The organism is Spongiibacter nanhainus (assembly GCF_016132545.1).
Lineage (GTDB): Bacteria > Pseudomonadota > Gammaproteobacteria > Pseudomonadales > Spongiibacteraceae > Spongiibacter > Spongiibacter nanhainus.
Window position 1 is genome coordinate 1,822,664 of sequence record NZ_CP066167.1, and the last position, 12,959, is coordinate 1,835,622.

Sequence of the window (12,959 nt, forward strand, 5' to 3'; positions counted from 1 at the left end):
TAGACTTGCGTCCATTACGCCCACAGCAACAGGTAGCGTCGTGACTCAAGCCCCCTCTGAACTGGATATTAAACTCAACCGCGAAACCGCCAGAATTCCCTGGCGGGAGCTGCAGCGCTTTTATGCCCAAGGGGCAGTGATTGCGGTGGGGCAAAACATGGATCTGATCCACGTTGCCAAAGCCTTTGCTGAAGACGACAGCCCTTGGATAGCCGCTCTGCTGGAAGCGGGCGATGTCGCCAGAGTCGAGGAATCACAGGCGAGCCAGTGGTTTGACGAGGACCGGGAAGTCTGGGCGGTTGTTGTTGCCCCCTGGGTCTTAGTTCAAAGTGAACGCGCTAAGTAATGACTAAACTGGTCGAGGAATTCCATCGCCAGCTGCGCGAGCGTTTGCAAGTGTTTTTTCGCGATCAGTCGGAGGGCTGGGATATTCCGCCTGCGCAGTTGTATCGGCTGGAGGGCTTTATCGAAGCTGGCCTGTCTCTGCAGTTGGTCAGCCAAGATGAGGTACGCCAACAGCTGCTCAGCCTCGCCACTGACTACCTCCCTGAGGAGGACGCCGAGCTCTACCGACAGGATGAGCGTATTGTCCTTCATCTGCACATGAAAACCGCGCCGGTATACCCCAGTACCTCGTCGACATGAATGCAGACGTAGGGGCGTGGTTTGCTCAGCTGCAGCGCCGCGGTGCCATCAGCGGTTGCCGGGGATTGCTGCTAATAAGTGGTGACCGGGATTGGTGCTACCAGCAGCTGCATGCTCTGATTGCTGCCACCGAGCGGGCTGAAGAAAACGTCGCGATACTCTCCAACCACGCATTGGCCGGCATCCCTCCTGCGCCGGCCAAGACCCTGCTGGGCCAGGAGCGTTCGCTGATTGTTGCCGATGCCTGGACCAGCCTTTCCTTTGATGATTGGTTGGCCGCGGCAGGAACGCTCCGGGCCGGTGGGCTTTTCTGCCTGCTTTGCCCGCCGCCGGCTGTCTGGCCGGCTGCCTTTCTCTCTTTGGCAAAGGATCGGGGCTACCGTCTGCAAGCGCCCAACTTTATCTCCCGCTTTATTGCCGTGGCGCAACAATTAAAAGAGGCACTGTGGTGGCAGCAGGGGAGTGAACTGCCACCCTGTCCGGAGTTTTCCGGCCACTGGCAACCTACGCTACCCAGCACCGGGCAACAACAGGCAATCGCCGCCATTGAGCGAGTGGTAAATGGACGCGCCTGGCGCCCCTTGGTAATTCGCTCGGACCGGGGCAGAGGGAAAACCGCCGCCCTGGGTATTGCCGCTGCCCAGTTGCTGCTGGCGGGCCGTTGCCGACGTATTGTTCTGTGTGCGGCTCGGGCGGATGCGGTAACTACGGCATTTAAACACGCCGCAGCGGCGGCAGGGGTCGAGGAGCCGAGTAGCCCGACCTTGAGGCTGAACGGCGCCGAGCTATGTTTTTGTTCTGTGCAGGATCTTATGGACGGTGCAGTGCAGTGCGATTTACTAATGGTGGATGAGGCGGCGATGCTGCCGGTGTCTTTGTTGCACGATTGTCTGCAACGCTATCCGCGTCTGGTGTATGCCACAACGGTTCACGGCTATGAGGGCAGCGGGCGTGGCTTTGACATTCGCTTTACATCGATTCTGGAGGCCGAGCGGCCCCAGTGGCGTCGCCAGTATTTGACCGAACCCCTGCGGTGGTCGGCGGAGGACCCACTGGAAGCGGCCCTTAATCGCCTGTTTCTGCTAGACGCCGACAGTGGGGTGGCTGAGCCCGAGGGCGGGATGAGCGTACAGGCGGTGTCGCCCCAGGCCTTGCTGGAAGATGAAAACCGTTTGCGGGCAGTGTTTGGTCTCCTGGTGGAGGCCCACTATCGGACCCGGCCTCAGGACTTGCAGTATTTGCTGGATCTGCCCGGTCGGCTGTTTATTGCCGAGAGCAACGGCAGGGTTATCGGTGTATGCCACGTGCTGTTGGAAGGGGGGATGTCGCCGGCATTAGCAGAAGCGATTAGCTGCGCCCGTCGCCGTCCCCGGGGCCACCTGGTGGCCCAAGGGCTGACTAACCAGTGGGGTGAGCCGCGCTTTGTGCAGCAGCAAAGTTGGAGAATCAACCGCATTGCCGTTGCCGCCGGTCATCGGCGGCGGGGCGTGGGGCGGGCCTTGTTGAAGCGGGTCGACGCGTCTGCTCAAAAAGCGCAGGTGGCCTTTCTTTCCTCGAGCTTTGGGGCGGAGGCAGGGCTATTGGACTTCTGGCGCCACTGTGAGTTTTTGCCGGTGAGCTTGGGGCATCGACGGGACAGTGCCAGCGGTGAATATTCCGCTATTGTGGTGCGTGCTATCGCTGCGGAGCTGGACGCAGAGTTTCTACAGTATCGCGATCAGTTCTGCCGAGACTCACCCCTACAGTTGCTAGATAAAAAATCACTGCGCGTCGATGTGTTGGAGCGACTGTTGCTGTCGGAGGCGGTATCAGAATCAGCATCGCAACAGGCCATGCCGCCATATGCATTGCTACCCGGCGACCCGCAGGTGGTGCGGCGCTATCTCGACGGCGAAGTGAGCCAGCTAGATGCGCTACCCGCGTTGTGGCGACTGTGTTCCCGCTTGCCGCTGCAAACACTGCAATGGCCGCAGCTCGAGCGAGAGGCGGGCTTGCGCCGGGTCTTGTTGGGCCATTCCTGGGGCGAGATTTCACAGGCATTGGGCTTGGACGGTCGCGCTGAGGTGGAGTCGGTGTCACAGCGCTTTTTTGCTAGACTGCTAGCTGTTGTTTCAAATTCTGACGATCAGCCAAACTAGCGCGGAGTAACCACGTGAGCAGTATTTTTAGCAAAATCATCGCCGGTGAATTGCCCGGTCATTTTGTCTGGCAAGACGACCACGCCGTCGCCATTATGACTATCGAGCCCATTGTGCCGGGCCACCTGTTGGTGATCCCCCGGCAGGAAGTCGATCACTGGGACGATCTTTCTGAATCCCTGAGCAATCACCTGATGACGGTATCCAAACGCCTTGCCAAGGCCCTAAAACAGGTCTACCAATGCAAGCGCGTTAGCCTACAGATCGTCGGTCTGGAGGTGCCCCATGTCCATCTGCACTTGGTTCCTGTCAATGACATGACCGACTGCTTCTTTGGCAATGCCAAAGGCGCCAGTGCCGAGCAGTTGGCGGCGGAAGCGACCCGCATACGGGAAGCCCTCGCCTAAACGTTCTGCCAAACTCTGTTTAGCCATTCCCTCCGCACAAAGGCAGCTTAGCCCAAATGGGTGACGCGCCCTTGTGCGTCCTCGCGCATGCTACGCCCTCGACATAACTCGCTAATGATGTAACTCGATAATAATGGGAGTCGAGAGCAATGGTAGAAGCGAAACAGCAGCGTCAATTTGATCACCCGGCCAGTGCCGTTTGGGCTGTACTGGAAGAATTCGGTAATTTGGATTGGACCGAGGGCGTGGAGCGCATAGAGCTCATTGGCGAAGGGGTTGGCATGATTCGGCGCTTGTTTATGCCCGGCATGGATCCGATCGATGAACAGCTGACCGCTGTGGACAGCGAGGCGATGTGGTTTTCCTATGATATCCCCCGGGGGATTCCGCTGCCGGTGAGTAACTACTCTGCGGAGGCAAAAGTGGTCGCTCTGGACGACAATCGCTGCGAAGTTCGCTGGATAGGGCGCGCCAATGCCGAGGGCGTCTCAGAGGAGGAGGCAGCCGCCGCTATCGTCAGCACCTACGATATGCTGTTCGACTGGCTGCAGGCCCATATGGACGCGCGCTAATCACTGGAAGCCGGCTGGCAAAAACGCTGCATAAGCTGAGGGAATTCATCCACGCCAACAACGTGGCGCCGCAACAGGTCCAGAGCCAGGGCGCTGACCCACTGCTGAAACGCAGCGCGCTCGAAGGGGAAAACCAAGCGCTGGCTTTGCATGGCACTGTGGCTGCCCCAGGCTATCCACACTGTGCCTACAGGCTTGTCGGGACTGCCGCCACCGGGACCGGCGATACCGGTTACCGCCACGCCGATATCGGCCCCACAGGCCTTTAACGCGCCGGATAGCATCTGTCGCGCTACGGTTTCACTGACGGCGCCGGCCTGCTCCAAATCCGACGCTGATACCCCCAACAGGGCCTTTTTAAGGCCGTTGGAGTAGCTGACGATGCCACCGGGAAAAACATCGGAAGCGCCGGGGACGCTGGTAAGTTGGGAGGCTATCAGGCCGCCGGTGCAGGATTCGGCGGCGCACACCGATAGCTGGTGCTGCCGACACGCCTCAATCAGCGCCCCGGGCAGCGATGTCGGCAGCTCGCCGATAACATGGTGGCACAGAGCATCTTCAACTTGTCGGCGGCACTGGCTTAGCTTGTCGCCTAAATGCTCTCCCCGGGCCGTGAGTTTCACTTCCAGCACTGGCATCGATGCCCGGAAGCCCAGTTCAATGTCGGCGGGCCAATCGGGGATCGCATCGCTGAGGCGTTCCTGAACCGTGGATTCACCCAGGCCGAATACCCCCAGGCGCAGAGTGCGGATATGGTCAGAGACAAAGCGCCCTCGCAATAGCGGTACGATTTCCTCACTGAGCATCTGTTTGAGTTCACTGGGCACGCCAGGAGTGGCTAGCATCAAGCAACCGCGGTGCTCCATGCGGATGCCCACGGCACTGCCACGACCGTTGGCGATGATGGCGCAATCGGCGGGCAGGCGGGTCTGCTTTAAATTGGCCTTGCTCAGACTTTGGTTGCGCTGCTGGCACCAGGTCTGGAGGTGGGAGAGGGCCTCTGGGTGCTCCTGTATAGGTCGCTCGCAGACCTGGGCCATCGCTTCTGCAGTAAGGTCGTCGACGGTGGGCCCCAGTCCGCCATTGATGAGCAGGACGTCGCCGTCGGCGCAGAGCTGATCAATCTCCTGGCACAGCAGCGGCAAGTCGTCGCCAACGGTGACTTTTTTGTGGATGCGCCAGCCCAGTGGCTCAAAGATTTCCGCCATCATGGCGGAATTGGAATCGATAATATCGCCGGCCATTAACTCGTTGCCGGTGGTTAACACGTTCAGTTTCATAGCTTATCGTTATAGCCTATATTTGCCCGTCGTAAGGCACTACGTTTGCGCCTAAAGTCTGGTTTGGATATCTCCGATATCGGTGTAATCTGCAACAGTTATTGGCTTGAGGAGTGAAGCATGAAAACCTCGTTGGGTACAGTTCTAGCTATCGTAATTGTGCTGGCGGTTGCCGCCTTTGAGTACTGGCAATACAAGGATGCGGAGGCCCATCGCACCATGGTCAATGCCAAGCTGATGCAGCTGTCGTCACGGGTCGAGGAATTGGACCAAAACCTGCTTGAAGCAAGAGAGGAAATGCGGGAGCTGGAATCATCGTCTCTGGGAGGCATCATCGACAACGCTAATGAAGCCCTGATCCAGGGGTGGTCGGCAATGATTGATACCGTTGAGCGGGAGCTGGAGCGCGCTAAACAGAGTTTTGATGAGCGTCAGCAATCCCCTGGCTCTGCCCCTGCACAACCGTGACAGACGCAATACGCGCCGCAAAATGAGGAAACGCAATGCCCGAGATAAAACGTCCGGTCAAACCCATTGAGGTCAACTACGTATGCGACCAATGTGGCCACGGTATGATGAAAAGTGTCGCCGCCATGGACCCCGATACGGGTGTTGTGCCCCACAAATGCATGATCTGCGGGGTCGAGCGTGATTTTAAATGGGTGTCATACCCAAAGATTGACTACATCGGTATCGACGAGACGCCGCACTAGCATTTGGCAACGATATGAACCAAAGCCCAGCCGGTTTGCCGGCAAGGGCTCGCTTTTCGTTGAGAGCTGGTGAGAGCTAGTGCCTCAAGCGGGCATCCAGTTCGTCGACGATCTCCGCCCAGTCCGCGTCTTCGTCCAAGGCCTGTTTGAGAAAGCTGGCTTGGGACTTAGTCCAAAAACTCGCTTCGTGCAATTCCAAGTCCCTGGGGATGGGCCGGTGGCGGATGATGAAGCTTTCCACGTCTTTATCGCTATCGGGCAGCCCCAATTGTTGAAAAAGTCGGTTCATGCTGTGCTCGCCAAAATCCATTGCGTTACTCGCTCTCCAGTCTGGGCGTTTAGGGAATCAAGATAGGCGGATTTATCACCAAATATAGAGCAGATTAGCTCCGCCTGCCAGCACCCCCTGAATAGCGACCGGGGCAGGAATTTCAGGATGTCGGCAGCAGGTCCAGACGCATACCGGCGTTCCAGCCGCCGTCGACGATAAACTCCGAGCCAGTGGAGTAGCTGCTTTCGTCGGAAGCCAAAAACAGCGACATATTGGCAACTTCCTCAGGCAAGCCCACCCGGGGCAGGGGGTGGTGGCTGTAGAAGGCGTTGTCGGCGTCGCTGGGGGCGCTGTGGCTGCCGCCTTCTTGCTGGTCGACATTGTGCATGGCGGTGAATATACCGCCCGGATGTACGGTGTTAACGCGAATATTATAGGGCCCAAGTTCAATGGCGGCGGATTTACTCAATCCCCGCAGTGCCCACTTGGTTGAGACATAGGCGGACAAGCCGTTTTTGGCCTGCAGCCCATCAATGGAAGAGATGTTGATAATAGATCCACCACCGGCCTTTTTCATAGCGGGCATGGCGGCCCGAATACCCAGGTAGCAGCCAAGCTGGTTGATGCTCACTACCTTCATATAAGCCTCGCCGTCGGTGTCGGCGATGGCGCCAACGTGGAGAATTCCGGCGTTGTTTACCAACACGTTCAACCCGCCCAGGCTTTCGGCGTAACTCACTATCGCTTGCCAGTCGGCTTCCCGACGCACGTCACAGTGCTGGTAGTGGGCTCGCTCCCCCAGCGACGCAGCTAGTGATTCACCTTTGTCGTCGAGTATGTCGGCGATGACAACCGTTGCACCCTCCTCGATAAAGCGTCTTGCTGTGGCGGCCCCCATACCTTGTGCGGCACCGGTTATTATCGCTATTTTATTCTTTAGACGTGACATGCATTTTTCTCGTGTCAATTTCGATAGTGGTGTTAAACCATTGCGCCAGATTGTGGTCAATGCACCAAGTGGATGAGGTAGTGAAACACCGTGGTAAGAGATAGAGCTTTATGGTGAGAATGACAGCAATCGCCGCTGCCATAGTGAGCGTGATGTTGGTGGCATGTGAGGACGAGGCATCGAGTCAGGCTGAGGGCGTCGGATTGTCCTCGATTGAGCAGCAGGGGGAGAGGGCAACCTCAACGCCACCGGCTGCTTCTAGTCTTAGTAACGACAAGGCGGAGTCGGAGCTATCTTCGACTCCGCCATCCCTGGATTTAAGTTATTCGGAAGATGATATCGATGTGCGGGACTTGAGCGAGGAGGAGGTATCCCGCTATCAGATGGAGGGGTGGTTTGAGTCGCAAAATGGCGGCGATAAGAAGTTGTCGGTAAAGCCTAAAATTCGCTTGAAGGAAGATGCGACCCTCGAGCAAACCATGGGCAATTACCGAGATTCGCTGGACGGTGCTGAAATGGGGATCGAGTACAAAACGCCCTAATCGCCTCTATCCACAAAAACAAAAAAGGGCTGCCAAACGGCAGCCCTTTTTTGAGGTGTTGCGCGTCAGCGAGGCCCTTAGTCGCGCTGATCCAGCGGCACAAAATCGCGCTTGGCGGGGCCAGTGTAAAGCTGGCGAGGGCGACCGATACGAGAGGCGCCGGCGTGCATTTCGTTCCAGTGTGCAATCCAGCCCGGCGTGCGGCCGAGGGCGAAGATTACCGTGAACATGCTGGTGGGAATGCCGATCGCTTTTAAGATGATGCCGGAATAGAAGTCGACATTGGGGTAGAGCTTCTTCTCGATGAAATAGGAGTCTTCCAGTGCAATTTGCTCCAGTCGTTTGGCGACTTTCAGCAGCGGGTCGTCGATACCCAGCTCGCCCAGCACTTCGTCGGCAACCTTCTTCATGACTTTGGCGCGGGGATCGAAGTTTTTGTAAACCCGGTGGCCGAAGCCCATCAGACGGAAGGGGTCGTTCTTGTCTTTGGCGCGGGCCACGCAGGCATCGACATTGGCTTCGTCCCCGATCTCTTCCAGCATATTCAGCACGGCTTCGTTGGCACCACCGTGAGAGGGTCCCCACAGCGCGGCGATACCGGCGGAAATACAGGCGAAAGGATTGGCGCCAGTAGAGCCAGCCAGACGTACCGTCGACGTTGACGCGTTTTGTTCGTGGTCGGCGTGCAGCAGGAAGATGGTGTCCATGGCCCGGGCCAGAACCGGGTTGACCTTGGTGGGCTCACAGGGATTGCCAAACATCATGTGCAGGAAATTCTCTGAGTAGCTCAGATGATTCTGCGGATACATGAAGGGTTGGCCGATAGTGTATTTGTAGGTCATTGCCGCCAGGGTGGGCATTTTAGCAATCAGGCGGATGGCGGAGATTTCACGGTGCTTCTCGTCGTTGATGTCCAGCGAATCGTGATAGAACGCCGACAGGGCGCCGACGACGCCACACATGATGGCCATGGGGTGAGCATCCCGGCGGAAGCCTTTGAAGAAGGTGCTCATCTGGTCGTTGACCATGGTGTGCATGCGAACTTTATTGACGAAAGCTTCTTTCTGTTCCTTGTTGGGCAGTTCACCGTAGAGCAGTACGTAGCTGGCTTCCAGGTAGTCGGATTGCTCGGCCAGTTGCTCGATGGGGTAGCCGCCGTGCAGCAGCACACCCTCGTTGCCGTCGATGTAAGTGATCTTGGACTCGCAGGCCGCGGTGGATACAAAACCGGGGTCGTAGGTGAAGTAGCCATTACCCGTCAACGGGGTGACATCGACTACGTCTGGGCCAATGGTGCCGGAATACACATTCAATTCCAGCGTTTTTCCATCGATGCTCAGACTTGCTTTCTTATCGCTCATTATGACGGGCTCCTATCTGTCTCTTCGTCGCTTTTGGCTGTTATTCCTGCGTCTGGCCTGGCTCGCGGTAGCGCGCCGGCCCACGCTGGGCGTCTCCCTGAGGTAGGGGACACTGCTCTGGAAGTTTACCTGGCAGTCGCTGGCTGCCGACCTGATTAGCGGTCGGCCAGTTGTGACAACGCAGGTGGGGATCACAAATATAGAGAGCTGACTCTGTTTGTCAACGCTGTCTACATTCTAACTCGGTGCCCCAGCTTTAGGAAACATTGTCTTTGGCTGGTAACTGTGCTGAGGCATGGCCAGCCCCTCGGGCGTGCATTTGGCAGAGAAAAATTGTCGGGCTATGGCGCCATTTTGGTGCAAAATAGTGGTTTAAGCCTTTGATTGTGGGGTTTTTTATCGGACAGCGGTGGTCGGCAAGGGCGTTTGTAATTAACTGGACTTCCTCCTATAATGCGCGGCGTTTCTTCAGGAGTCACTGTACTTCCCCCTTCAGAGTGTCGCCCCAGCACCTGGTGTCGATGCCCTTGTAGAAGAACTGCCGGGAGGAGAGCCCGGTACGCTTGATCCACTTCCGACAAACCGCCCGTAAGTTCTCCGGGCCAGAGAAAAGTGTGGCATACCGTGAAAGATAAACGACCTGTAAATCTGGATATTGGCACCATCTCGCTGCCGATAACCGCCTATACCTCAATTTTGCATCGTGCCAGCGGCGTATTCCTCGCGGCTGGTATGGCGGTGTTGTTCTGGTTGCTGGGCACCAGCCTCAGCGGCCCCGAAGGCTTTGAGCAGGCCAAAGAGTGCCTGTCATCGTTTTGGGGCAAGTTGGTGGTCTGGGCTGTGTTGGTGGGCCTGAGCTACCACGCCGCAGCAGGGGTGAAACACCTTGTGATGGACGCCGGTATCGGTGAGTCAATGGAAGGGGGCGAGACCGGTTCTAAACTGGTGTTGGCCGCGACGGCAATTTTGGTTGTGTTGACGGGGTTGTGGGTATGGTAAAGGCAGTGACGAATTTGGGGCGCAGTGGCCTCTCTGACTGGATGGTACAACGGGTTTCCGGTGTTGTGCTGTTGGCTTATTTCATCGTCGTGGCCGGTTATCTTCTGGCCTGCGGTGATGGGCTGACCTATCAACAGTGGTCGTCATTCTTCGATAGCACATTTATGCGGGTATTTAGCACGGCAGCGGTGTTGTCGGTCGTCGGGCACGCGTGGATCGGTTTGTGGGCAGTATCCACAGATTATCTGACTGAGCGAATGATGGGCGGTCGCGGCACTTTCTTGCGTCTGGTGTTCCAGGCGGTGTCGGCAATCCTTCTCTTTACCTACCTCGTGTGGGGCATCCAGATTCTGTGGGGTTAAGCAATGTCTAATATTCGTACAATTACTTTTGACGGCGTCATCGTCGGTGGCGGCGGTGCCGGCATGCGGGCGGCGCTGCAGCTGGCTCAGTCTGGCTATAAAACTGCAGTAATATCCAAAGTATTCCCAACGCGTTCCCACACGGTTTCTGCCCAGGGTGGCATCACCTGTGCGATTGCCAGTGCTGATCCCAATGATCAGTGGCAGTGGCACATGTACGACACGGTCAAGGGCTCTGACTACATCGGTGACCAGGAAGCCATCGAATACATGTGTAGTGTTGGTCCCGAGGCGGTCTTTGAACTGGAGCATATGGGGCTGCCGTTTTCCCGTACCGAAGAGGGCCGTATTTACCAGCGTCCATTCGGCGGTCAGTCCAAGAATTTTGGTGAGGGCGGCCAGGCGGCCCGTACCTGCGCAGCAGCGGACCGGACCGGTCACGCGTTGTTGCACACTCTTTATCAGGGCAACTTGAAGAACAACACCGTTTTCTTCAACGAGTGGTACGCCACGGACCTGGTGAAAAACCAGGACGGTGCAGTGGTCGGTGTTATCGCCATCTGTATCGAAACGGGTGAAGTGGTTTATGTGAAATCCAAAGCCACCGTTTTTGCCACCGGCGGTGCAGGCCGTATCTACGCCTCTACCACCAACGCCCACATCAATACTGGTGACGGTGTTGGTATGGCGTTGCGCGCTGGTTTCCCTGTGCAAGACATTGAAATGTGGCAGTTCCACCCCACTGGTATCGCCGGTGCCGGGGTTCTGGTCACAGAGGGTTGTCGCGGCGAAGGCGGCTACCTGATAAATAAAGATGGCGAGCGTTTTATGGAGCGCTATGCCCCCAACGCCAAAGACCTGGCCGGGCGCGACGTTGTGGCTCGTTCCATGACCCTGGAGATTATTGAGGGTCGCGGCTGTGGTCCCAACGGCGACCACGTATACCTGAAGCTGGATCACCTGGGTGAAGAAGTGCTGGAGAGCCGTCTGCCCGGTATCTGTGAGTTGAGCCGTACTTTTGCTCACGCCGACCCGGTGAAAGAGCCGATCCCGGTTATCCCCACCTGTCACTATATGATGGGCGGTATTCCCACCAACGTTCACGGTCAGGCTCTGACGGTTGATGCCAACGGTAACGACCAGGTTATTCCCGGTCTGTATGCCTGTGGTGAGGTTGCCTGTGTTTCTGTTCACGGCGCCAACCGTCTGGGTGGTAACTCGCTGCTCGACCTGGTGGTCTTCGGTCGCGCCTCTGGTCTGTTCATTGAGAAGGCGCTGCGCGAAGGCGTTGAAATGCGCGACGCATCTGAGTCCGATGTTGAGCAGTCCATGGAGCGTTTGAACCGCGTTAACAACAGCTCCGGTGGCGAAAGTGTTGCAGCGCTGCGTACTGAGCTGCAAAGCATTATGCAGAATCACTTTGGCGTATTCCGCAAAGGCGACTTTATGCAGGAAGGCGTCAAGAAGCTGGCGGAGCTGCGCGGTCGCATTGACAACGCGCATCTGGAAGACAAGAGCAATGCGTACAACACAGCGCGTATCGAAGCGCTGGAGCTGCACAACCTCTTTGAAGTGGCAGAGGCTACCGCCATCGCGGCGGAAGAGCGGAAGGAGAGCCGCGGCGCCCACGCTCGGGAGGATTACCAGGATCGCGACGACGAAAACTGGTTGTGCCACTCCATGTACTACCCCGGCGAAAAGCGTGTCGGCAAGCGGGCGGTGAACTTCGAGCCCAAAACACGGGAAGCTTTTGCGCCGAAAGTGCGTACGTATTGATTGGGGGAATGTAAGCATGTTGAAAGTCAGTCTGTATCGCTACAACCCGGAAGTCGATCAAGAGCCCTTTATGCAGGACGTCGAGATCGATACCGGGGGCAAAGATTTGATGGTGTTGGATGTACTGGAGCTGCTCAAAGCTCAGGATCCCTCCTTGACCTATCGCCGCAGCTGCCGCGAAGGGGTGTGTGGCTCCGACGGTATGAACATCAACGGTAAAAATGGCCTGGCCTGTATCACGCCGATTTCTGAAGCACTGAAAAACGGCAAAGGTGGCAACACCTTGGTACTGCGCCCCTTGCCCGGCCTGCCTGTTATTCGCGATTTGATCGTGGATATGACACTGTTCTATCAGCAGTACGAGAAGATCAAGCCGTATCTGATCAACAACACGCCGGCACCGGCTATTGAGCGTCTGCAATCACCTGAAGATCGCGCCAAGCTGGATGGCCTGTACGAGTGTATCTTGTGTGCGTGCTGTTCCACGGCTTGCCCGTCGTTCTGGTGGAACCCGGACCGTTTTGTCGGCCCCAGCGGTTTGCTACAGGCCTATCGCTTCCTGGCCGACAGCCGCGATACGGCGACAGATGATCGCCTGAGCGATCTGGACGATCCCTTCAGCGTATTCCGCTGCCACGGTATCCAGAATTGCGTTAATGTGTGTCCCAAAGGTCTTAACCCCACCCGGGCGATAGGTCATATCCGCAATATGTTGCTAAGCAGGGCAACATAGGCTCAGACCCCGCGCCTAGCGGGGCAATATAACTCCACATCAGATGGAGGTCTGCGCGTATTAAGTCCCTTGGTAGCCCCGGGCAGAGACAACAACGGGGCGCCGGAACACGATACACTCGGTGCTTACCGGCACCAAACGAGACATTGTATTGAGAGGCAGGGTAGGATTGCCCTGTGGTGGCGTCGAGTTCGCAACGTACACTAGCCGT

General features: G+C 57.1%; 16 protein-coding genes. 12 read left to right on the forward strand and 4 right to left on the reverse strand.

The annotated features are described in order from the left end of the window. Positions 1-40 precede the first annotated feature (40 nt). The 5 genes from I6N98_RS08250 to I6N98_RS08270 all read left to right on the forward strand — a co-directional run bounded on the left by I6N98_RS08250 (position 41) and on the right by I6N98_RS08270 (position 3,762). Positions 41-346: a DUF2288 domain-containing protein gene (locus I6N98_RS08250; protein ID WP_198571297.1), complete on the forward strand. Its 306-nt coding sequence runs from the start codon at positions 41-43 to the stop codon at positions 344-346. After that, positions 346-645, forward strand: a complete 300-nt coding sequence (locus tag I6N98_RS08255; RefSeq protein WP_198571298.1) for a hypothetical protein — start codon at positions 346-348, stop codon at positions 643-645. Before I6N98_RS08250 ends, I6N98_RS08255 begins: the two co-directional genes overlap by 1 nt. Then, entirely contained in the window at positions 642-2,783 is a 2,142-nt protein-coding gene (locus tag I6N98_RS08260; protein WP_198571299.1) for a tRNA(Met) cytidine acetyltransferase TmcA, read from the forward strand. The genes I6N98_RS08255 and I6N98_RS08260 overlap by 4 nt, the downstream gene beginning before the upstream one ends. Before the next feature lie 14 nt (positions 2,784-2,797). Continuing rightward, entirely contained in the window at positions 2,798-3,190 is a 393-nt protein-coding gene (locus I6N98_RS08265) for an HIT family protein (protein WP_198571300.1), read from the forward strand. Positions 3,191-3,339: 149 nt separating this feature from the next. After that, on the forward strand, positions 3,340-3,762 hold the full coding sequence (locus I6N98_RS08270; RefSeq protein ID WP_198571301.1) for an SRPBCC family protein: 423 nt from the start codon (positions 3,340-3,342) through the stop codon (positions 3,760-3,762). Here the strand turns inward: I6N98_RS08270 and I6N98_RS08275 are convergent. Further along, the gene (locus I6N98_RS08275) at positions 3,759-5,042 is read right to left on the reverse strand and encodes a CinA family nicotinamide mononucleotide deamidase-related protein (protein WP_198571302.1); all 1,284 of its coding nucleotides are present in this window, start codon (positions 5,040-5,042) and stop codon (positions 3,759-3,761) included. The two genes, I6N98_RS08270 and I6N98_RS08275, sit on opposite strands and share 4 nt — an antisense overlap. Before the next feature lie 120 nt (positions 5,043-5,162). On the opposite strand from I6N98_RS08275, the gene I6N98_RS08280 reads away from it, so the two are divergent. Both I6N98_RS08280 and I6N98_RS08285 read left to right on the forward strand, forming a co-directional pair. Continuing rightward, positions 5,163-5,510: a hypothetical protein gene (locus tag I6N98_RS08280; protein WP_198571303.1), complete on the forward strand. Its 348-nt coding sequence runs from the start codon at positions 5,163-5,165 to the stop codon at positions 5,508-5,510. 35 nt (positions 5,511-5,545) lie between these two features. Next, positions 5,546-5,755 (forward strand): type II citrate synthase, encoded by a 210-nt coding sequence (locus tag I6N98_RS08285; RefSeq protein ID WP_198571304.1) that lies wholly within the window; start codon positions 5,546-5,548, stop codon positions 5,753-5,755. Between the two features lie 76 nt (positions 5,756-5,831). Here I6N98_RS08285 and I6N98_RS08290 read toward each other — a convergent pair whose 3' ends face one another. Both I6N98_RS08290 and I6N98_RS08295 read right to left on the reverse strand, forming a co-directional pair. Further along, complete coding sequence (locus tag I6N98_RS08290; protein ID WP_198571305.1) at positions 5,832-6,065, reverse strand: DUF2789 domain-containing protein; 234 nt, start codon at positions 6,063-6,065, stop codon at positions 5,832-5,834. A 121-nt stretch (positions 6,066-6,186) separates the two neighbouring features. Beyond that, entirely contained in the window at positions 6,187-6,975 is a 789-nt protein-coding gene (locus I6N98_RS08295; protein WP_198571306.1) for a glucose 1-dehydrogenase, read from the reverse strand. Positions 6,976-7,085: 110 nt separating this feature from the next. Between I6N98_RS08295 and I6N98_RS08300 the strand changes: the two genes are divergently transcribed. Beyond that, entirely contained in the window at positions 7,086-7,517 is a 432-nt protein-coding gene (locus tag I6N98_RS08300; RefSeq protein ID WP_232787515.1) for a hypothetical protein, read from the forward strand. A gap of 77 nt (positions 7,518-7,594) precedes the next feature. Here I6N98_RS08300 and I6N98_RS08305 read toward each other — a convergent pair whose 3' ends face one another. Further along, on the reverse strand, positions 7,595-8,878 hold the full coding sequence (locus tag I6N98_RS08305; RefSeq protein WP_198571308.1) for a citrate synthase: 1,284 nt from the start codon (positions 8,876-8,878) through the stop codon (positions 7,595-7,597). Between the two features lie 624 nt (positions 8,879-9,502). Between I6N98_RS08305 and sdhC the strand changes: the two genes are divergently transcribed. The 4 genes from sdhC to I6N98_RS08325 are packed head-to-tail and all read left to right on the forward strand — an operon-like array spanning position 9,503 to position 12,748. Beyond that, the gene (gene sdhC, locus I6N98_RS08310; protein WP_198571309.1) at positions 9,503-9,877 is read left to right on the forward strand and encodes a succinate dehydrogenase, cytochrome b556 subunit; all 375 of its coding nucleotides are present in this window, start codon (positions 9,503-9,505) and stop codon (positions 9,875-9,877) included. Further along, positions 9,871-10,239 (forward strand): succinate dehydrogenase, hydrophobic membrane anchor protein, encoded by a 369-nt coding sequence (gene sdhD, locus I6N98_RS08315; RefSeq protein WP_198571310.1) that lies wholly within the window; start codon positions 9,871-9,873, stop codon positions 10,237-10,239. Before sdhC ends, sdhD begins: the two co-directional genes overlap by 7 nt. Positions 10,240-10,242: 3 nt before the next feature. Then, complete coding sequence (gene sdhA, locus I6N98_RS08320) at positions 10,243-12,015, forward strand: succinate dehydrogenase flavoprotein subunit (RefSeq protein ID WP_198571311.1); 1,773 nt, start codon at positions 10,243-10,245, stop codon at positions 12,013-12,015. 16 nt (positions 12,016-12,031) lie between these two features. After that, on the forward strand, positions 12,032-12,748 hold the full coding sequence (locus tag I6N98_RS08325; protein WP_198571312.1) for a succinate dehydrogenase iron-sulfur subunit: 717 nt from the start codon (positions 12,032-12,034) through the stop codon (positions 12,746-12,748). Positions 12,749-12,959: the final 211 nt, after the last annotated feature.

Coding starts and splice junctions, on each gene's coding strand:
- sdhD (WP_198571310.1), top strand. CDS start 9,871: ATGGTAAAGGCAGTGACGAATTTGGGGCGCAGTGGCCTCTCTGACTGG.
- I6N98_RS08295 (WP_198571306.1), bottom strand. CDS start 6,975: ATGTCACGTCTAAAGAATAAAATAGCGATAATAACCGGTGCCGCACAA.
- I6N98_RS08275 (WP_198571302.1), bottom strand. CDS start 5,042: ATGAAACTGAACGTGTTAACCACCGGCAACGAGTTAATGGCCGGCGAT.
- I6N98_RS08260 (WP_198571299.1), top strand. CDS start 642: ATGAATGCAGACGTAGGGGCGTGGTTTGCTCAGCTGCAGCGCCGCGGT.
- sdhA (WP_198571311.1), top strand. CDS start 10,243: ATGTCTAATATTCGTACAATTACTTTTGACGGCGTCATCGTCGGTGGC.
- I6N98_RS08325 (WP_198571312.1), top strand. CDS start 12,032: ATGTTGAAAGTCAGTCTGTATCGCTACAACCCGGAAGTCGATCAAGAG.
- I6N98_RS08300 (WP_232787515.1), top strand. CDS start 7,086: ATGGTGAGAATGACAGCAATCGCCGCTGCCATAGTGAGCGTGATGTTG.
- I6N98_RS08270 (WP_198571301.1), top strand. CDS start 3,340: ATGGTAGAAGCGAAACAGCAGCGTCAATTTGATCACCCGGCCAGTGCC.
- I6N98_RS08285 (WP_198571304.1), top strand. CDS start 5,546: ATGCCCGAGATAAAACGTCCGGTCAAACCCATTGAGGTCAACTACGTA.
- I6N98_RS08305 (WP_198571308.1), bottom strand. CDS start 8,878: ATGAGCGATAAGAAAGCAAGTCTGAGCATCGATGGAAAAACGCTGGAA.
- I6N98_RS08255 (WP_198571298.1), top strand. CDS start 346: ATGACTAAACTGGTCGAGGAATTCCATCGCCAGCTGCGCGAGCGTTTG.
- I6N98_RS08290 (WP_198571305.1), bottom strand. CDS start 6,065: ATGGATTTTGGCGAGCACAGCATGAACCGACTTTTTCAACAATTGGGG.
- I6N98_RS08280 (WP_198571303.1), top strand. CDS start 5,163: ATGAAAACCTCGTTGGGTACAGTTCTAGCTATCGTAATTGTGCTGGCG.